General features: G+C 66.6%; 14 protein-coding genes. 10 read left to right on the top strand and 4 right to left on the bottom strand.

Annotation, left to right across the window (positions count from 1 at the left end; all coding sequences use genetic code 11):
• Positions 1-64: 64 nt before the first annotated feature.
• Positions 65-694, bottom strand: coding sequence for a TetR/AcrR family transcriptional regulator (locus A6A40_RS20050; protein WP_236783910.1), 630 nt, complete (start codon positions 692-694; stop codon positions 65-67).
• A gap of 235 nt (positions 695-929) precedes the next feature.
• On the opposite strand from A6A40_RS20050, the gene A6A40_RS20045 reads away from it, so the two are divergent.
• Positions 930-2,039, top strand: a complete 1,110-nt coding sequence (locus A6A40_RS20045) for an HlyD family secretion protein (protein WP_108547646.1) — start codon at positions 930-932, stop codon at positions 2,037-2,039.
• Positions 2,040-2,177: 138 nt separating this feature from the next.
• The gene (locus A6A40_RS20040) at positions 2,178-3,731 is read left to right on the top strand and encodes a DHA2 family efflux MFS transporter permease subunit (protein WP_108547645.1); all 1,554 of its coding nucleotides are present in this window, start codon (positions 2,178-2,180) and stop codon (positions 3,729-3,731) included.
• 658 nt (positions 3,732-4,389) lie between these two features.
• Here A6A40_RS20040 and A6A40_RS20030 read toward each other — a convergent pair.
• Both A6A40_RS20030 and A6A40_RS20025 read right to left on the bottom strand, forming a co-directional pair.
• Entirely contained in the window at positions 4,390-5,604 is a 1,215-nt protein-coding gene (locus A6A40_RS20030; RefSeq protein WP_108547644.1) for an E22 family MetX-like putative esterase, read from the bottom strand.
• A gap of 97 nt (positions 5,605-5,701) precedes the next feature.
• The gene (locus tag A6A40_RS20025; RefSeq protein WP_014188340.1) at positions 5,702-6,022 is read right to left on the bottom strand and encodes a heavy metal-binding domain-containing protein; all 321 of its coding nucleotides are present in this window, start codon (positions 6,020-6,022) and stop codon (positions 5,702-5,704) included.
• Between the two features lie 191 nt (positions 6,023-6,213).
• On the opposite strand from A6A40_RS20025, the gene A6A40_RS20020 reads away from it, so the two are divergent.
• Positions 6,214-6,849 (top strand): LysE family translocator, encoded by a 636-nt coding sequence (locus A6A40_RS20020; RefSeq protein ID WP_108547643.1) that lies wholly within the window; start codon positions 6,214-6,216, stop codon positions 6,847-6,849.
• Between the two features lie 3 nt (positions 6,850-6,852).
• On the opposite strand, the gene A6A40_RS20015 is transcribed toward A6A40_RS20020, so the two are convergent.
• The gene (locus A6A40_RS20015) at positions 6,853-9,198 is read right to left on the bottom strand and encodes a Tex family protein (RefSeq protein WP_108547642.1); all 2,346 of its coding nucleotides are present in this window, start codon (positions 9,196-9,198) and stop codon (positions 6,853-6,855) included.
• Positions 9,199-9,947: 749 nt separating this feature from the next.
• Between A6A40_RS20015 and A6A40_RS20010 the strand changes: the two genes are divergently transcribed.
• The 7 genes from A6A40_RS20010 to A6A40_RS19980 all read left to right on the top strand — a co-directional run bounded on the left by A6A40_RS20010 (position 9,948) and on the right by A6A40_RS19980 (position 20,107).
• Positions 9,948-10,637: an MOSC domain-containing protein gene (locus tag A6A40_RS20010; RefSeq protein ID WP_108547641.1), complete on the top strand. Its 690-nt coding sequence runs from the start codon at positions 9,948-9,950 to the stop codon at positions 10,635-10,637.
• 109 nt (positions 10,638-10,746) lie between these two features.
• Complete coding sequence (locus A6A40_RS20005; RefSeq protein ID WP_174718535.1) at positions 10,747-11,367, top strand: GNAT family N-acetyltransferase; 621 nt, start codon at positions 10,747-10,749, stop codon at positions 11,365-11,367.
• Between the two features lie 66 nt (positions 11,368-11,433).
• Complete coding sequence (locus A6A40_RS20000) at positions 11,434-13,770, top strand: Orn/Lys/Arg family decarboxylase (protein ID WP_108547640.1); 2,337 nt, start codon at positions 11,434-11,436, stop codon at positions 13,768-13,770.
• Between the two features lie 295 nt (positions 13,771-14,065).
• Positions 14,066-15,481, top strand: coding sequence for an aspartate ammonia-lyase (gene aspA, locus A6A40_RS19995; RefSeq protein ID WP_108547639.1), 1,416 nt, complete (start codon positions 14,066-14,068; stop codon positions 15,479-15,481).
• A gap of 110 nt (positions 15,482-15,591) precedes the next feature.
• Positions 15,592-16,863, top strand: coding sequence for a dicarboxylate/amino acid:cation symporter (locus A6A40_RS19990; RefSeq protein WP_108547638.1), 1,272 nt, complete (start codon positions 15,592-15,594; stop codon positions 16,861-16,863).
• An 89-nt stretch (positions 16,864-16,952) separates the two neighbouring features.
• Complete coding sequence (locus A6A40_RS19985) at positions 16,953-18,794, top strand: sensor histidine kinase (protein ID WP_108548043.1); 1,842 nt, start codon at positions 16,953-16,955, stop codon at positions 18,792-18,794.
• Positions 18,767-20,107: a sigma-54-dependent transcriptional regulator gene (locus tag A6A40_RS19980; protein ID WP_108547637.1), complete on the top strand. Its 1,341-nt coding sequence runs from the start codon at positions 18,767-18,769 to the stop codon at positions 20,105-20,107. Before A6A40_RS19985 ends, A6A40_RS19980 begins: the two co-directional genes overlap by 28 nt.
• Positions 20,108-20,111 lie beyond the last annotated feature (4 nt).

Here is a 20,111-nt window from a genome sequence, read left to right as displayed (position 1 = left end):
AGAACTCAGGACCGGAAGTTCTTGCTATTGCTGGTTTATTGTTATCAAGAATGATAGCGGGGTCTTACCGCTTGTCGGGCGCATACCCCTTGGCGAACAGGTCGACCGCGGCATCGACGAAGCGTTCCAACTCTTCGTCGCTCGGGCGTTCGCTGAGGCACAGAAGCAGCTTCATGTGCATGTTGGCCTTCAACAAGCCGAAGAACTGGTGGGTGGCGAGATCGCAGTCGGTGATCGCCAGTTCCCCCGTGCCGGCGGCATGGGCCATGAACTCCTGGGCGCGCTGGAAGGTCTCGGCCGGACCGCTTTCATAGAAGGCCTGGGCGAGTTGGGGCTGGCGCAGAACCTCGCCCAGAACCATGCGGTAGAGCCCCAGCGCCTTGGCCGAGGCGATGAAGCGGACGAAGGTCCGCCCGATCAGCCGCAGTCCTTCGGTGGCCGGCAGGCGCATCGCCTCGTCCCAGATGCCGGACATCACGGAATTGGCACATTCACAGGCCACCATCGCCCGGAACAGCTCTTCCTTGCTGCCGAAATGCGCGTACAGCGTCGCCTTGGACACATTCGCCTTCTTGGCGACCGCATCCATGCTGACGGCGCTGTAGCCATGCTCCAGGAACAGGGCGCCCGCCGCCTCCATGATCTGGGCCGGCTTCGAACCCGCTTCGGGAGTGGGGGCAACCAAGGTGGTCATACGCGCCTCGCCTGAGTCCATGTTCCTGGCCCCTACCGCGTTCCGCATCGCCCGACAAGCCCCCATACACGCTGTTTTTAAAAACTGAACCGTTCAGTTCGATCTTGACAACAGATAGGCCGTCCGCCATCTTCCGGCAAGACTAAACTGAACGGTTCAGTTTCTTTTCCGTGGCGCCGGCAAGAGCGCATCCGGAAAAGGGGGATCGGACCGCGATGGACTGGGGATAGAGACAATGGCGAATGGCGTGCGGAAGATCGTTCTGTCGGGCGTCGCGTTGGCCGTGCTGGCCGGCGGTGCCGTTGCCGGCGAGAATTGGTGGCGCGAAGGCCGGTTCATGGAATCGACCGACAACGCCTATGTGCAGAGCGACATCACCGTCGTCAGCCCGAAGGTCTCCGCCTATGTCCGCGACGTGAAGGCCGCGGAGAACCAGCTGGTGCGGGCCGGCGAGGTGCTGGCGGTGCTGGACGACCAGGATTTCCGCGCCAAGGTGGCGGAGGCACAGGCTGCGGTGAGCGCGCAGAAGGCGGCGCTCGGCACGCTGGACAGCAAGCTGGAGCTGCAGCGCACCGTGATCGACCAGGCCGCGGCAACGCTGGCGAGCGCCGAGGCCGAACAGCGCCGCGCCCAGCAGGAATATGAGCGCAGCCGCTCGCTGGCCAACGACAGCTGGACCAGCAGGCAGAAGCTGGAGACCGCCGACGCCGACCTGCGCAAGGCAGTGGCCCAGGTCGCCAAGTCGCGGGCGGCGCTCGCCGCGGAGAACGAGCAGGTCAACGTCCTGCACGCCACCCGGACCGAGACGGAGGCCCATCTGGCCCAGGCCGAGGCGACGCTGCGGACGGCGCGCATCGACCTGGAGAACACCGTGGTACGGGCGCCGGTCGATGGCGTGGTCGGCAACCGCGGCGTCCAGGTCGGCCAGTATGCCCGGCCGGGCGTTCAGCTGCTGTCGCTGGTTCCGCTGCCCGACGTCTATGTGGTCGCCAACTTCAAGGAGACCCAGCTGTCGCGCATGCGTCCCGGTCAGCATGTCAGCATCTCGGTCGACGCCTTCCCCGACCGCCACCTGGAGGGCACGGTGGAGAGCTTCGCCCCGGCCTCGGGCTCGAAATTCTCGCTGCTGCCGCCGGAGAACGCGACCGGCAATTTCACCAAGATCGTCCAGCGCGTGCCCGTGCGCATCGCCCTGCCGCGCGACAACGCGCTGGCCGGCCTGCTGCGTCCCGGCCTGTCGGTGGTGGCGGAGGTCGACACCCGCGGTGCCGACGCCCTGCCGCATATGCCCGCCGGTGGCGTGTTCGGCGCGCTCGCCGACAAGCAGGCGGTGGCCGCCAGGTAACGGCGGCCACGGTCCGGCGGGGGCGCCGCCCACCTCCCCCCTTCTGGGGCGGCGCCCCCGTCAACCATCCAAGCGACATTTTGGCCGGAGCCATCCCCGGACGGGATTCCGTCGGCCGCGATTCAAGGCAGCGGTTCCATGGCGACTCCGGCCCAGGGCATGCGCCCGCTCACCACACGCGACATCGTCGGCTTCTTCGCGATGGTCGTCGGCATGTTCATGGCGATCCTGGACATCCAGATCGTCTCCAGCTCGCTGTCGGAGATCCAGGCGGGGCTGGCGGCCAGCGCCGACGAGATCTCGTGGGTGCAGACCTCCTACCTGATCGCGGAGGTCGTGATGATCCCGCTGTCCGGCATCCTGTCGCGCATCATGTCGACCCGCATCCTGTTCACCGTGGCGGCCGCCGGCTTCACCCTGACCAGCGTCGCCTGCGCCTTCGCCGGCAGCATCGAATCGATGATCGTCTGGCGCGCACTCCAGGGCTTCATCGGCGGCGCGATGATCCCGACGGTCTTCGCCACCAGCTTCATGATTTTCCCGCCGGAGAAGCGGGCCGGGGTGTCGGTGATGATGGGGCTGGTCGCCACCATGGCCCCCACCATCGGCCCGACGCTGGGAGGCTATCTGACCCAGCACATGTCCTGGCACTGGCTGTTCCTGGCCAACGTGATCCCCGGCATCGTCGTGACCTTGCTGGTCTGGTTCCTGGTCGACGTCGACCGGCCGAATCCGGAGCTGCGCAAGGGCTTCGACTTCCTCGGCCTGCTGCTGATGGCAGCCTTCCTGGGCAGCCTGGAGTATGTGGTGGAGGAAGGGCCGCGCAACGACTGGTTCGATGACGAGGTCATTCTGGCGCTTGCCGTCGTGGCCACCCTGGCCGCCATCGGCTTCTTCTGGCGGGTATTGTCCTACCGCAATCCCATCGTGGAACTTCGGGCCTTCGCCGACCGCAACTTCGCCATCGGGTCGCTCTACAGCTTCATCCTCGGCATCGGGCTCTACGGATCTGTCTATCTGCAGCCGCTGTTCCTGGCGCGCGTGCGCGGCTTCAACAGCCTGCAGATCGGCGAGATCATGTTCGTGACCGGCGCCTTCCAGTTCCTGTCGGCCCCCATCGCCGGCGCCCTGTCGAAGCGGATGGACCTGCGCGCCATGCTGGCGCTGGGGCTGATCCTGTTCGGCAGCGGCGTCTGGATGAACAGCCACTTCACCGCCGAGACCGGATTCTGGGAGCTGTTCGTGCCGCAGGCGGTGCGCGGCATGTCGCTGATGCTGTGCTTCATCCCGATCAACAGCGTCGCGCTGGGCACCCTGCCACCGGACAAGCTGAAGAACGCGTCGGGCCTGTACAACCTGATGCGCAACCTGGGCGGCGCCATCGGGTTGGCGGCGATCAACACCGTGCTGACCGACCGCAACGCCCTGCACCTGAACCGTCTTGGCGACAACGTCAATCTCGCCCGGCCGGAGGTGCAGCAGATGGTGGATAATCTCAGCCAGCGCTTCGACGGGCTGGTGGCCGATCCGACCGCCGCGGCGATGTCCCGGCTGGTCGGGCTGGTCCAGCGCGAGGCGCTGATCCTGACCTTCAACGACGCCATGCTGCTGATGTCTGCGGTGTTCTTCGGCGCACTGCTGTTCATGCCGCTGGTGCGGCGGCCGGGCGGGCCGGTGAAGGCCGACCATTGATCGGCGCAAACCCGCGAGCGGCATAGGTGGTCGCCCGCGGGTTGTGCTATAGCTTGGGCCGGTCCGTCCGAACCCAGCCGAGCCCCCATCGATTCCCATGAGCAAGCGCCAATATACCCGAGCCGAGGTCAAGGAACTGCTGGGCGCCCTGGAGCGCCAGTGCCGCGAAGCGTCCAAGCTGGCCCAACTGGCCGAGCATGAAGCGAGCAAGCACAGCTTCGGCGCCTACCGTGACTTCCGCGACAAGGTGGGAGAGTTCCAGGCGCTGGTGATCCTGATCGAGCAACGCATGCGCAATCTGGTCGACGCCCGGTCCGACGACCTGCGCGACCAGTTCGAGAAGCTCGACACCGTGATGCTGGCGCTGCTGGTGCGCGCCAGCATGCGCTTCTTCTTCGTGCTGTCGGCCAACCCGATCCTACCGATGGGCGCCCGCGAGATCTTCGTCGCGGAGCTGCGCAGCCTGCACGACGCCGCGGAGAAGCTGCGGCGCCCGAACTATGCGGGCAAGCTCGGCCCGGAGCTGGAGCGGGAGCTGGAGACGGCGTCGCTGATTCTGGAAGAGATCATCGACAAGGCGCCGAGCCTGCTGAACTTCCGCGGNGATCCAAAGGCGGGGGAGGGATGGGGAGGGGGCATCGAAGCCTGCCCCCGGCCCTCACTTCGCCAAGAACTGCGCGATTGTCTCCCCCGCCTTGGCAATGTTCGCCACGCCGTCCAGATGGCCGAGCGTCGAGGTGATCGACTCGGTGTACTCAACCGCATTGCCCTGCTTTTCCAGCCGGTCCTTCAGCGGGCGCATGTTGCGGTCGGGCGGGAAGACGAGATCGTCGGCCGACGGGATCAGCAGGACCGGCGCCTTGATCTTCGCCAAACCGTCTTCCAGCGAGGCGCCGTTGCCGGTGACGAAGGTCTGGTTGGCCTTCACCAGATAAAGGAAGTGGTTGGCGTCGCTGACCGCGGCGCGGCCGGACGCCGCCTTGTCCAGCCAGGCTTCGATGGCATACTGGTTGCCCATCGCAGCCTTCGGATCCTTGCCCTCTTCCGCCCATTTGCGGCCGAAGGCGGCGTCGGCCCATTTCCAGTGGCGGGCGTGCAGGGTGACCAGCTTCAGCGCCTCGGTCAGGCCGGCCTTCGGCTCCGCCTTGCCGTAATAGTCGCCGTTGTTCCAGTTGGGGTCGAGCTTGATCGGCGCCGCCCACAGGTTCAGCCAGCCGATCAGGAAGGGATCGGCCTCCGGCCCGCCGATGGCGGCGATGACGCGCTTGACCATGTCCGGATGGTCGGCCGCCCATTCGAAGGCCTGCAGCGAACCCATCGAGCCGCCCATCACCGCCTGCAGGGACTTGATGCCCAGGCTGTCGACCAGCGCCTTCTGGACATTGACGAAGTCCTTGATGGTGACGATGGGGAAGCTCATGCCATAGGGCTTGCCGGTGTCCGGATTGATGCTGGCCGGGCCGGTGGTGACGACGGTGGGGTCCTTGGGCGACAGGTTCACCAGCGTGTCGGAGCTGATGATGAAGTATTTGTCGGTGTCGAGCGGCTTGCCCGGCCCGATGATGCTGTCCCAATAGCCGGGAGCCGCATCCTCCGCCTTGTATTTCCCGGCGGCGTGGCTGTTGCCGCTGAAGAAATGGGTGATGAGGATGACGTTGTCCTTCGCCTCGTTCAGCTTGCCGTAGCTTTCCCAGCCGATGCGGACGTTCTTGATCGTCCCGCCGCCGACGGTGGTGTAGGACGGCATCTCGAAAACCTTCTTTTCGACGATGCCGTCCAGCGCCAACGCCGGCAGCGCGCCGAACAGGCATGCGGCCATGGCGAGCCCGCCGAGACGAGCGGACCAGGTGGACCCGCGGACAACCCGAGGCATGGGCAACCCCCTCCCAATTGTTTGCTGGACGGGCAGTCTACCCATACGGTTGTGTCTGTCCAGACGGCTTTGCTGACGCTTACGGTCAGGTGCGGCCTCAGCGCAGGCGGACGGCGGTGCCGTTGACCGACACCATCAGCATGCCGTTCTCCTTGCCCAGCACCTCGTAATCGACATCCACCCCGACGATGGCGTCGGCGCCGAGCGAGCGAGCCGCATCCTGCATGTCGGCGAAGGCCGCCTCGCGCGCCTCGCGCAGAGCCGCCTGATAGCCGCCGGCCCGGCCGCCGACGATGTCGCGCACGGAGGAGAACAGGTCGCGGAACACGTTCACGCCCATGATCGCCTCGCCGGCGACGATGCCCAGATACTGGGCGACCGGGCGGCCTTCCACGGAATCGGTGCTGGTGACGATCATGGTTGTGCTCCCCTTGGCGGTTTCCATGCCGCACAGATGGTGCCTCCACGGCAGAGTCCAAGGCGACGCTGCGACTTCGCAGCCTCACNGTACACCATAGAGTCCGCAGGTTTCTCCAGGAATTTTTGTTTGGCATGCGCGTTGCCGAGGTTGTGTTATGGTCTCTACCTTCGAGCCGCGGGAGAGCATACATGGATCCGGTCCTTGCCTTCGTCAGCATCGCAGCTGCAATAGCGGTCGGCGCCGCCAGCCCGGGTCCGAGCTTCGTGCTGGTCGCCCGCACCTCCATCGCCGTATCCCGCCGGGCCGGCCTGGCCACCGCGCTCGGCATGGGGATCGGCGGCGTGTTCTTCGCGTCCCTGGCCCTGCTGGGGCTGCATGCTCTGCTGTCGCAGGTCGGCTGGCTCTATGCGCTCCTGAAGCTGGCAGGCGGCACCTATCTGCTCTATCTCGCGTATCGCATCTGGAGCGGGGCGACCGCTCCGCTGGAGGTGGCGGACGAGGGGCGGACGGCGCCGGCCGGACTGATGCGGCCGCTGCTGTTCGGGCTGCTCACTCAGTTGACCAATCCGAAGACGGCGCTTGTCTATGGCAGCATCTTCGCCGCTCTGATGCCGGCCGAACCGCCGGTCTGGCTGTTCGTCATCCTGCCGCCGGCAATTTTCCTGATCGAAACCAGCTGGTACGCCATCGTCGCCACGGCATTTTCCGCCGGCCGGCCGCGCGCCGCCTACCTGCGGTCCAAGCGTTGGGTCGACCGGGCGGCGGCGGCCGCCATCGGCGGGCTGGGTGTCCGCCTGATGTCGGACACCGTGTCCCGTCCCTGACCCTTACTTCTTCTTGCCCGACTGCGCCCTGGCAAACGCCTCGGCGAAGGCGCTGTTGACCGGCTCCGGTGCCTTGACAGGTTTCGCCGCCACCTTCGGCGCGGGCGCCGCCGGACGGCGATCCTGCTGCTGCTGCGGCGGACGCGCCGGCCCCCGTTGCTCCTCCCGCCGCGCCGGGCGCGGGGCTTCCTCGCCCATGCGCATGGTCAGGGCGATGCGCTTGCGCGGGATGTCGACCTCCAGCACCTTCACCTTGACCACGTCGCCGGCCTTCACCACCGTGTGAGGGTCCTTTACGAAGCTGTTGGCAAGCTGCGAGATGTGCACCAGACCGTCCTGGTGGACGCCGATGTCGACGAAGGCGCCGAAAGCGGTGACGTTGGTGACGACCCCCTCCAGCATCATGCCGGGCTGCAGGTGCTTCAGCTCCTCCACGCCTTCCTTGAAGGTGGCGGTCTTGAACTCCGGGCGCGGGTCGCGGCCGGGCTTCTCCAGCTCCTTGATGATGTCCTCCACCGTCGGGACGCCGAAGCGCTCGTCGGTGAAGTCCTCGGCGCTCAGGCCGCGCAGGAAACGGGCATCGCCGATGACGCTGCCGAGATCGCGGCCGGTGGTTTTCACGATGCGCTGAACCACCGGATAGGCTTCCGGGTGGACCGCCGAGCCGTCGAGCGGATTCTCGCCGTCGCGGATGCGCAGGAAGCCGGCAGCCTGTTCGAAGGTCTTCGGCCCCAGCCGCGCCACGTCGAGCAGCTGCTTGCGCGAACGGAAGGCGCCATTGCGGTCGCGGTGCTCGACGATGTTGCGGGCGATGGTTTCGTTCAGGCCCGACACGCGGGTCAGCAGCGGAATCGACGCGGTGTTGAGATCGACGCCGACCGCGTTCACGCAATCCTCGACCACGGCGTCCAGCGAGCGGGCAAGCTTGCCGCCAGCGACGTCATGCTGATACTGGCCGACGCCGATGGATTTCGGCTCGATCTTCACCAACTCGGCAAGCGGATCCTGCAGGCGCCGTGCGATGGACACCGCGCCGCGCAGGCTGACGTCCAGGTTGGGGAACTCGTGCGCCGCGGTTTCCGACGCCGAATAGACCGAAGCGCCGGCCTCGCTGACCACCAGCTTGGTCAGGGACAGTTCGGGATGGCGCTTCATCAGGTCGGCGGCCAGCTTGTCGGTCTCGCGCGAGGCGGTGCCGTTGCCGATGGAGATCAGTTCCACCTTGTGCCGTGCCGCCAGCGCCGCCAGGACGGCGATGGCTCCGTCCCAGTCGTTGCGCGGCGGGTGCGGGTAGACCGTCGTCGTCTCCACCAGCTTGCCGGTGGAATCGACGACGGCGACCTTCACGCCGGTGCGGATTCCCGGATCGAGCCCGATGGTGGCGCGCTGGCCGGCCGGGGCAGCCAGCAGCAGGTCGTGCAGGTTGCGGGCGAAGACGCGGATCGCCTCATCCTCCGCCCGTTCGCGCAGGCTCCCCATCAGGTCGGTTTCGATGTGCGGGCCGATCTTCAGCTTCCAGGTCCAGCGCACCACGTCGGACAGCCATTTATCGGCGGGACGGCCCTGGTCGCGGATGCCCGTGTGGGCGGCGATGGTGTTCTCCGCCGGGTGCGGCTGGCCCTCTTCGACCGGCAAATCCAGGCGGATGTCGAGCACACCCTGCGCCCGGCCGCGGAACAGCGCCAGCGCCCGGTGCGACGGCAGCTTCGACCAGTTCTCCGAAAAATCGAAATAGTCGGAGAACTTGGCGCCCTCAGCCTTCTTCTCCTCGATCACCTTGGAGCTGACAACGCCCTTGTCCGCCATGGCGGTGCGCAGGCGGCCGACCAGTTCGGCATCTTCGCCGAACCGCTCCACCAGGATATGGCGGGCACCGTCCAGCGCGGCCTTGACGTCGGCGACCCCCTTGTCGGCATTGACGAAGGCGGCGGCTTCGGCGTCCGGCTGTTTCCTCGGGTCGGCCAGCAGTGCGTCGGCCAGCGGCTCCAGCCCGGCTTCGCGGGCAATCTGGGCCTTGGTGCGGCGCTTCTGCTTATAGGGCAGGTAGAGGTCTTCGAGCCGGGTCTTGGTGTCGGCCTGCTTGATCTGGCGTTCCAGGTCGGGCGTGAGCTTGCCCTGTTCCTGGATGGTCGACAGGATGCTGGCGCGGCGGTCCTCCAGCTCCCGCAGATAGCCCAGCCGCTCCTCCAGGGTGCGGAGCTGGGTGTCGTCCAGGCCGCCGGTCGCCTCCTTGCGGTAACGTGCGATGAAGGGAACGGTCGATCCCTCATCGAGCATGGCGATGGCGGAAGCGACCTGGGACTCGCGGACCGACAGTTCGTCGGCGATGCGCTGGCTGATGGACAGCATGAGGCAGGGATCCTGCGGACTGGTGACGACATGAAAGGGCGTCTGTCATAGCGCGTCAGGGCAGGGCAGCGCCACCCCGCCCTTTCGGCAGAGAACCGGATAGAGCAAAGCCGAAGCGGAACCATTCGGTATGGCTGGTCGCAAAATAGTCGTAGAAGGCGATTTTCTCCATCCCTTCACCCGTTGTTAACCATATTGGTCCTATACCTTTGCTTGCAACTTGGTTGCGTTTCCTCCCGAACCAAACTTATGGGCGGCCCGGCGGCAACAACGCGGGACCGCCCTTTATTTTTGCGACTGGATAGCGCGGTCAGCCCCGCTGGTCAGAAACGGGCCTGGACAGGCAAGCTGCCCCGGCCCTTGGCCCAAAGCTGTCATCGGTGATCAGGCATCGCCCTGATGCCGTATCCCGGCGACAAATTATTTCCATAAGTTTCCTTATGTGTTTTATTTGCTGTGGGCGGGGCAGGCTCTATTTTGCAGTGCAACTTTCTTGCAACCACAATGGCTTACATGTGGTGATCGCTGATGGTCGGGCATTGTGTTGGGCGCCGTTCGTCAGCGGCTGCCTGACGCCAACGCAGACGAGCCATGACCGTCGGCACCGTTCGGCCGCATTCACCCCCAGATCCCGAACCTGATAAGAAGAAGACTGCATAGTGCCGGAAAGGCGAGACGATGAGACCGGAGACGCCCGTGACGATCGCTACCCCAGCCGCGCTGAATCACGCTCCACGGGGTGCAGGCGAATGACCGCATCCACGACGCTGAAGGCCGTGCTGATCGGCAAGGCGGTTCCGTTCGGCAAGCCGGGAGCGCTCAGCGCCATCGGCAAGCGACCGGTCGATACCGCACTCGCCATCGGGACGGCTGGTCTTGCCGGAGACGAGCAGGCCGATCTCCGCCATCACGGCGGACCGGACAAGGCCGTCCATCATTACCCGTTCGACCATTACGCGGCATGGCTGGCCGACCTGCCCTCCCCCGCCCCCTTGCTGGAATCGGTCGGGGCCTTCGGCGAGAACCTGTCGACGCTGGGTCTGACCGAGGACGAGGTCTGCGTCGGCGATGTGTTCCGCATTGGAACGGCGACACTCCAGGTCAGCCAGGGCCGCCAGCCCTGTTGGAAGCTGAACCACCGGTTCGGCGTGAAGGATATGGCGCGCCGGGTGCAGGCCACCGGCCGGACCGGCTGGTATTACCGGGTGCTGGAACCGGGCAGCGCCGCGGCCGGCGACAGCGTCCTGCTGGTCGAGCGCCCCCTGCCCGACTGGTCGCTGGCCCGTATCCTGCGTGCCTTCTATCACGACACCGGCGACGTTCGGACGCTGGCAGGCATCGCGGCGTTGGAGCCGCTCGCTCCCGGCTGGCGCGATCTTGCCCGGCGGCGGGTGGAGAGCGGCAAGGTCGAGGACTGGTCGTCGCGTCTGGGCGAATAGGCGGCCAAACCGTCGGACGTCATACGCCTGTCATGGAGCTGCTGTAGCGTTGCGCGCGGGCGCGAGGTCGTGCCGACGCTGCTTGCCAGAGGAAGCTCCCGTGTACGACATGTCCACACCGAACGCCAATCCGGCGACCGATGCCACCGGCTCCTTTCCGGCCGCGGCACTGGGTTCGTCGATCGTTCGCATCCGCAATTCGGCGGAATCGGATGTGCCGGCGATGCTTGATATCTACAGCTATCACATCCAGCGCGGGCTCGGACCCTACGACATCGAGCCGCCGCATCCGGAAGAACTGAAGCGCCGCCGCAAGGCGATGCTGAAACGGCGTCTGCCGCATCTGGTCGCCGATCTGGATGGGATGGTCGTCGGCTATGCCTATGCCGCCCCCTTCCGCAAGCGGCCGGCCTACCGCTACACGGCGGAACACTCGATCTACATCCACAAGGACCATCAGGGCCGCGGCATCGGCCGGCTGCTGCTGCCCGCGCTGATCGAGGCCTGCACGGCCGCCGGCTGCCGCCAGATGATCGCGGTGGTGGACAGTGCCAATGCCCCGTCGCTGCGGCTGCATGAATCCTGCGGCTTCGTCCAGGCCGGCATCCTGCGCAATGTCGGCTTCAAGTTCGGACGCTGGACCGACAGTGTTTTCCTGCAACGTGCACTCGGAGCCGCTGACCGCGAGCCGCCGCACGACCATCGCGGAATCCGGACGGCGGCCGAGTAACCGCCGCCACCGGCCCCACCCGCATTTCTTTTCATTCTCCTCCCTGCCCTTCCGGAGACCCGTCGCATGGATTTCTTCCGCCGCTTCAACTTCCTGGTCTGCGCCCCCGCCTTCGAGGTGGACGAGTTGGAGGGCATGCGGCTTCAGCAGATCCTGTCGGAGGTGGAGCGGATGGGCTTCGAGGTGGTCCGCGCCCGCCGGGTCGAGGATGCCGAACTCGCCATCCGCACCGATGCCGCCATCGGCTGCATGATCGTCGATTGGGGCAAGCGCGGGGCCGACGGCAAGCAGGCCTCGCTGATCGCCTTCGCCCGCCAGCGCGGGCTGGAAATGCCGATCATCCTGCTGGTCCGCCGCCAGCGGCTGGAGAATATTCCGGTCGACGTGCTGAATCAGGTCGACGGTTATATCTTCCTGGCCGAAGAAACGCCGGAATTCATCGCCAAGAATCTGGTCAGCAGGCTGAAGCAGTATGCCGACACGCTGAAGACTCCCTTTTTCGGAGCGCTCGTCGATTACGCGGAAGAGGGCAACCAGCTCTGGACCTGCCCCGGCCACAATGGCGGCATTTTCTACAGCCGCAGCCCGATCGGCCGCATCTTCGTCGAGCATCTGGGCGAGGCGGTCTTCCGCGACGACATCGACAATTCGGTGCTGGAGATGGGCGACCTGCTGGTCCATGAGGGACCGGCTCTGCAGGCCCAGAAGGAGGCCGCCCGCATCTTCGGTGCGGAGCGAACCTATTTCGTGCTGAACGGCACCTCGGCCTCGAACAAGATCGTGCTGTCGGCGCTGGTGGCGGAGGACGACCTCGTGCTGTTCGACCGGAACAACCACAAGGCGGCCCATCACGGCAGCCTGTTCCTGGGCGGCGGCATTCCGATCTTCCTGGAGACGGAGCGCAACGCCCACGGTCTGATCGGCCCCATCGACCCGCAGGCACTCGACGAGGAGGCGATCCGCGAGCGCATCCGCCGCAACCCGCTGGTCAAGGACCCCGACGCCTGGAAGCGCGAACGCCCCTTCCGCGCCGCGGTGATCCAGCAATGCAGCTACGACGGCACCATCTACAACGCCCAGATGATGCTGGAGCGGATCGGCAAGCTCTGCGACTATATCCTGTTCGACGAGGCCTGGGCCGGCTTCCTGAAGTTCCACCCGCTGTTCAAGGGCCATTTCGCCATGGGGCTGGAAGGGCTGCATGACGGCCATCCCGGCATCATCGCCACCCAGTCCACCCACAAGCAACTGGCCAGCTTCTCCCAGGCCTCGCAGATCCATGTGAAGGACAACCACATCAAGGGCCAGCGCCGCCGGGTCGAGCATCGCCGCTTCAACGAGACCTTCCTGCTGCACGCCTCGACCTCGCCCTTCTACCCGCTGTTCGCCTCGCTGGATGTCGGCGCGCAGATGATGAAGGGGCGGTCGGGCGAGATCCTTTGGGACGACACGATCCGGCTGGGCGTCGAGCTGCGCAAGAAGATCCGCGCCATCCGCCGCGAGTTCGAGGAGCGCGAGAGCGATCCGGCCAAGCGCTGGTTCTTCGATCCCTTCGTTCCCGACCGCGTCACCCGCAACGGTGTCGAGACCGCGTGGGAGGATGTGCCGACCGACGAACTGGCGACCGACGTGCGGCACTGGGAATTTGCCCCCGGCGCCCACTGGCACGGCTTCCAGCATGTGGAGCCGGGCTATGCCATGACCGACCCCAACAAGCTGACCCTGCTGACCCCCGGTTTCGACCGCCACAGCGGCGCCTATGGCGACCACGGCATCCCGGCCCCGGTGGTGGCGCAATACCTGCGCGAGAACCGCATCGTCCCGGAGAAGAACGACCTCAATTCCCTGCTGTTCCTGCTGACGCCGGGGGTGGAATCGAGCAAGGCCGGCACTCTGCTGAGCGGTCTGGTCGCCTTCAAGCGGCTGCACGACGACAACGCCCCGCTGGAGGAGGTCATCCCCGAATTCGTCGCCAAGCGGCGCGCCCATTACATCGGCCGGCGCCTGCGCGACCTCTGCGCGGAAATGCACGCATTCTACCGCGAGAAGAACACCAGCGCCCTGCAGCGCGCCATCTTCCGGCCGGAGCATCTGCCGACCATGGCGATGCCGCCACGCGAGGCGACGCGCCATCTGGTGCGCAACAACGTGGATTACCTGCCCATCGACGAGATCGACGGCCGCATCGCCACCACCCTGTGGGTGGTCTATCCGCCGGGCATCGCCACCATCGTCCCCGGCGAACGGCTGGACGCGCGGGCCAAGCCGATGATCGACTATCTGAAGGTCTTCCAGGAAAGCGCCAACCGCTTCCCCGGCTTCGACAACGAGATCCAGGGCCTGTATCGCGAGACCGACGCCAACGGCGTGATCCGTTACTTCACCTATGTGGTGAGGGAGTGAGCGGGTCTCTCCCTATCCCTTCGCCGTCGAGGTGAGGCGGAATTGCGCAACAGTCCGAAAGCCTGATCTTCAAGCCGCCGCAACAGCACGCAACCCATATCCGGATTTCCGAACGCCCCTCGCGAGGCGCGTTCGGAAATCCGAACAGCGGCGGCTCTGACCAACAATGGAACCGCATAGTTCCAACAGCTTAGCAGGCTGGCCGGCAAGGGCGGGCACTGGCACGCCGGTTGCTCCTTACGGGTCGCGTCCCGCGCAGACGGGGCGGACTCAAATCACGGGAGCGAAACGTCCGATGCCTGCCACAACGCGCACCGAACACGACCTGCTGGGCGACCGCGAGATTCCGGCCGATGCCTATTTCGGGGTCCACACCCTGCGCGCTGTCGAGAATTTCCCCATCACCGGCACTCCGATTTCCCATTACCCCGATCTGGTACGGGCGCTGGCCGAGATCAAGATGGCCGCCGCCCGCGCCAACCATGAATTGGGACTGCTGGGCGCCGAACGGGCCGAGGCCATCGTCGCCGCCTGCCGCGAGATCCGCGCCGGAAAGCTGCACGACCAGTTCGTGGTCGACGTGATCCAGGGCGGGGCCGGCACATCGACCAACATGAACGCCAACGAGGTGATCGCCAACCGCGCCCTGGAGATCCTGGGCCATGGCCGTGGCGATTATGCCCATCTGCACCCTAACGAACACGTCAACATGGGCCAGTCCACCAACGACGTCTATCCGACGGCGCTGAAGCTGGCGACCTACAGCGGCATCTTCCGGCTGGTGGAGGCGATGGGTCATCTGCGCGCCGCCTTCCAGCGCAAGGCCGACGAGTTCCGCGACATCCTGAAGATGGGCCGCACCCAGTTGCAGGATGCCGTGCCGATGACGCTGGGCCAGGAATTCTCCACCTACGCCGTCATGCTGGCCGAGGACGAGGAGCGGCTGAAGGAGGCCGCGCTGCTGATCCGCGAGATCAACCTGGGCGCCACCGCCATCGGCACCGGCATCAACGCCCATCCCCGCTATGCCGCGCTGGCCTGCCGCCATCTGGCCGAGATCAGCGGCGTTCCGGTGGTCACCGCCCCCAATCTGGTGGAGGCGACGCAGGATTGCGGCAGCTTCGTCCAGCTGTCGGGCGTGCTGAAGCGGGTGGCGGTGAAGCTGTCCAAGACCTGCAACGACCTGCGCCTGCTGTCGAGCGGCCCGCGCGCCGGCTTCGGCGAGATCAACCTGCCGCCGCGTCAGGCCGGCTCGTCGATCATGCCGGGCAAGGTCAATCCGGTGATCCCGGAGGTGGTCAACCAGATCGCCTTCGAGGTGATCGGCAACGACATGACCGTCACCTTCGCCGCCGAAGCCGGACAGCTGCAATTGAACGCCTTCGAACCGATCATCGCGCACAGCCTGTTCAAGAGCATCACCCACCTGCGCCAGGGCTGCATCGTGCTGGCCGACCGCTGCGTCGACGGCATCACCGCCAACCGGGAGCATCTGGAAGCCGGCGTGCGCAACTCCATCGGCATCGTCACCGCGCTGAACCCCTACATCGGCTACGCCAACGCCACCGAAGTGGCGGCGGAGGCCCATCGCACCGGCAAGGGCGTCGCCGAGCTGGTGGAGGCGCGCGGCCTGATGACCGCCGCCGCCCTGGCCGAGGTTCTGCGGCCGGAGGTTCTGACCCAGCCGCGTCTGCCGGCCACCGCCGGCTGACCGTTCCGCCCCCCGGTCCACGGCCCCGCAAAGGGCCGGCGGGCCGGGACCCAATCGACCGTACCCCGGCCGGCGCGTGAGGCGGGCGGGACAGGTGAGGTAGTAGGACCATGAACAAACAGACGACGCTGATCATCGTCGCCATGCTGCTGGGCATCGTCACCGGCTATGTCTGCAACAGCATGTTCGACCCGGCCGCCGCCAAGACCATCGCCAGCTATTTCGCGATGGTGACGGACATCTTCCTGCGCCTGATCAAGATGATCATCGCGCCCCTCATCTTCTCCACCCTGGTCGCCGGCATGGCCGGCATGGGCGACGCCCGCACCGTCGGCCGCATCGGCGGCAAGGCGGTCGGCTGGTTCCTGATGGCTTCCTTCGTCTCGCTGTTCATCGGGCTGGTCTTCGCCAACCTGCTGCATCCGGGCGCCAATGTCGGCGTGCCGCTGCCGGATACCGCGGCCAGCGCCGGGCTGAAGACCTCGGCCCTGAACCTGAAGGATTTCCTGACCCACGTCTTCCCGCGCAATTTCTTCGAGGCGATGGCGAACAACGAGATCCTGCAGATCCTGATCTTCTCGATCTTCGTCGGCCTCGCCATCGGCCAGCTGCGCGACACCAAGGCCGGCCTGCTCGCCCGCTCGATCGAAGAGGTCGTGCCGGTGATGCTGAAGGTCACCGGCTATGTCATGCTCTTCGCCCCCATCGGCGTCTTCGCCGCCGTCGCCAACGTGGTGACGACCCAGGGGCTGAGCGTTCTGGCGGTCTACGGCAAGTTCATGGGCAGCTTCTATGTGGCCCTGGCCGTGCTGTGGGCGGTGCTGATCTTCGCCGGCTTCATCGTGCTGAAGGGCGATGTGTTCCGTGTGGTCAAGGCCATGCGCCAGCCGATGCTGCTGGGCTTCTCCACCGCGTCCAGTGAATCGGCCTATCCGCGGGTGATGGAGGAGCTGAAGACCCTGGGTGTGCGTGAGCGGGTGATCGGCTTCGTCCTGCCGCTCGGCTATTCCTTCAACCTCGACGGTTCGATGATCTACACGGCCTTCGCGTCGCTGTTCATCGCCCAGGCCTATGGCATCCCGCTGACGCTGGAACAGCAGATCGTCATGCTGCTGGTGCTGATGGTGTCGAGCAAGGGCATCGCCGGCGTTCCGCGGTCGTCGCTGGTCGTCGTGGCCGCCGTTCTGCCGATGTTCAACCTGCCGGAGGCCGGCGTGCTGCTGATCATGGGCATCGACCACTTCCTCGACATGGGCCGTACCGCCACCAACGTTCTCGGCAATGGCATCGCCACCACGGTGGTCGCCAAGTGGGAAGGCGCAATCGGCGAGGAGGACGAGGAGGACGAGGCGCCCCTGCCCGCCCCGGCAGCGGCGGAGTAAGCGGGACGCCGCAGTCCTCAAGGCAGGCGGGCAATGGGAGGGGGGCTTCTGCTATGATGCGGCTGTCCCCGCCCCTGCCCGCCTTTTTCATGCCGATCGCACGCCGCCTCCGCACCATCGGTCTTCTCCTGCCGGTCATCGCCGGGTTGGCCCTGTTCGCCGGGCTGGCGGGCTTCCGCGTCAGCGAGGGGATGGGGCTGGCCGCCCTGCGGGAGACCGGGCGCCACCGGCTCGACCTCTATGCCGAGAGCCTGGAACGGGAGATCGACAAATACGCCTATTTCCCGGCCACGCTGGGGTTGGAGCGCGACGTTCTCGACCTCGTGACCGGGCGAGCACCGCTGGCCTGGGGGCTGAACCGCTATCTTGAGCGGCTGAACGAGCGGGCGGGCACCCTGTCGATCTATGTGCTGAACCGCCAGGGCCGGGTGGTGGCCGCCAGCAACTGGAACCGCCCCGACAGCTTCATCGGCGAGGATCTGTCCTACCGCCCCTATTTCATCGAGGCCGCCGCCGGCCGCCAGGGCCGTCTGTTCGGCGTCGGCACCACGCGGGGCGAGGCCGGCTATTACCTGTCCTCGCCGCTGGCGGAAGACGGCGCCATCGTCGGCGTCGCGGTGGTGAAGGTCAGCCTGGAGCAGCTGGAACAATCCTGGTCCACGGTGGAGGCGCCGGTCCTTGTCACCGACGAGAACGGCGTCGTGATCCTGGCCTCCGTGACCTCGTGGAAATTCACCTCCCTGCGGGCGATGGACGAGCCGACGCGCCGGCATTTCGAGCGGACCCTGCAGTACAATGCCCACCCGTTGCCGCCGCTGGGGCTGACGCCACTGGACCGCATCGCGCCCGACGCGGAACTGGTGCGGCTCGCCGGCCCGGCGGACGGAGAGGCGGAGACGACGGGCGTGTTCCCGGTCAGCGGCAGCTTCCTGGCCCAGACGGCGCCGCTGCACGGCACCGGCTGGACGATGACCGTGCTGTCGCCGGCCTCGGACATCACCGGCATGGCCTGGACCCGTGCGGCACTGGCGGCGGTCGGCAGCGCCTTCCTCGGCATCCTGCTGTTGATGTGGGTGCAGCGCCGCGGCCATCTGCGCGACCTCGAACGCAAGGTGGAGGAGCGCACCCGCAATCTGCGCGCCGCCCAGGACGAGCTGGTGCATGCCGGCAAGCTGGCGGTGATCGGCCAACTCTCCGCCGGGCTGGCGCATGAGCTGAACCAGCCGCTGGCGGCACTGCGCACCCTGTCGGGCAACACGGTCAAGTTCCTCCAACGGGGCAACCTCGATGCGGCCCAAGGCAATCTGGAACGCATCGCCCAACTGGTGGATGCCATGGGCGCCCTGACCAGCCAGCTGAAATCCTTCGCCCGCAAATCCTCGGGCGCCCCCCGCCCTGTGGCGGTGCGGCGGCCCATCGACAACGCGCTGTTCCTGCTGGAGCAGCGGCTGCGGCGCTCCGGCGTCGCCGTGCAGCTGGAGGTGCCGGAGGATGTCGCGGCACTGTGCGATCCCAACCGGTTGGAGCAGGTGGCGATCAATCTGGTCGCCAATGCCCTGGACGCGCTGGCCGGACGGAAGGACGGCAGGCTGACCCTGACGGCGCGGACGGAGGATGGCCGGACCCGCATCCAGGTGGCGGACAATGGCCCCGGCCTGTCCGAGGAGGTGCTTCCCCGCCTGTTCGAACCCTTCTTCACCACCAAGGAGACGGCGAAGGACGGGAACAGGGAGGGCAGCGGCGGTCTTGGCTTGGGGCTTGCCATCTCGGCCGGGATCGTGCGTGACTTCGGCGGCACCCTGAGCGGGGCGAACGGTGCCGATGGCGGGGCGGTCTTCACCATCGACCTCCCCGCCGCCGCCCTGCCCGCCGACCCGACCACCATCCTGGCTGAAGACCTCGCATGTCCGACACTTCCTCCGCCGCCCTGAAGGTTCTGATCGTTGAGGACGACCCGAACGTCAGCCTCGGTTGCCAGCAGGCGCTGGAGCTGGAGGACATTCCGACCCAGGCGGTGGACAGCGCGGAGAAGGCGCGGCGGCTGGTGGCGGACGGCTTTCCCGGCGTGGTCGTCACCGACATCCGCCTGCCGGGCATGGACGGGATGGACCTGCTGTCCGCCCTGCTTGCCGTCGATGCGGATCTGCCGGTGGTGTTGATGACCGGCCATGGCGACGTGTCGATGGCAGTTCAGGCGATGAAGCTGGGCGCCCACGACTTCATCGAGAAGCCCTTCTCCCCCGACTATCTGGTCGAGGTGGTGCGGCGGGCGCTGGACAAGCGGCGGCTGACGCTGGAGGTGCGCGAGCTGCGCGCCCGGCTGCAGAACCGCGACAGCATCGAAGCGCGGCTGGTCGGCGGATCGCCCCAGATGGCGCGGGTGCGCCGGTTGATCGGCGACCTTGCCAGCTCCGCCGCCGACGTGCTGATCCATGGCGAGACCGGTTCCGGCAAGGAACTGGCGGCGCGCTGCCTGCATGACGCCAGTCCGCGCCGTGCCGGCAACTTCGTCGCCATCAATTGCGGCGGCCTGCCGGACAGCCTGATCGACAGCGAGATTTTCGGGCATGAGGCCGGAGCCTTCACCGGGGCCGGCAAGCGCCGGATCGGCAAGGTGGAGCATGCCAACGGCGGCACGCTGTTCCTCGACGAGATCGAGAGCATGCCGATGCCGGTGCAGATCAAGTTCCTGCGGGTCCTTCAGGAACGCACGCTGGAACGGCTGGGCTCCAACACGCCGATCCATGTCGATTGCCGGGTGGTCGCCGCGACCAAGGTGGATCTGCGCGAACTGGCCGACCGCGGGCAGTTCCGTGCCGACCTCTATTACCGGCTGAATGTCGCCAACCTGCCGCTGCCGCCCCTGCGCGAGAGGCGCGAGGACATCCCGTTGCTGTTCGAACAGTTCGCCCTGCAGGCCGCCGCCCGCCATGGCCGCCCGGTGCCGCCGCCGGATGCGGAGCGGATGCGGCGGCTGATGGCCTATGACTGGCCCGGCAATGTGCGCGAACTGCACAATGTCGCCGACCGCTGTGTGCTGGGCATCGAACAGGGTTTCCCCCCTTTCGCCTCAGCCCATCCCGCGACCGCCCGGCCGCTGGCCGAGGCGGTCGAGGCCTTCGAACGCGCGCTGATCGCCGACACGCTGCGCCGCACCGGCCACAGCCTCGCCCGTGCAGCGGAGGAGTTGCAGATCGCAAAAACCACGCTGCACGACAAGATCAGGAAATACGGCCTGTCGTGACGGA

The sequence above is a fragment of the Azospirillum humicireducens genome, assembly GCF_001639105.2.
Taxonomy (GTDB): domain Bacteria; phylum Pseudomonadota; class Alphaproteobacteria; order Azospirillales; family Azospirillaceae; genus Azospirillum; species Azospirillum humicireducens.
Note: the sequence above shows the minus strand (reverse complement) of the source record. Positions and strands in the feature narration are given on the sequence as shown.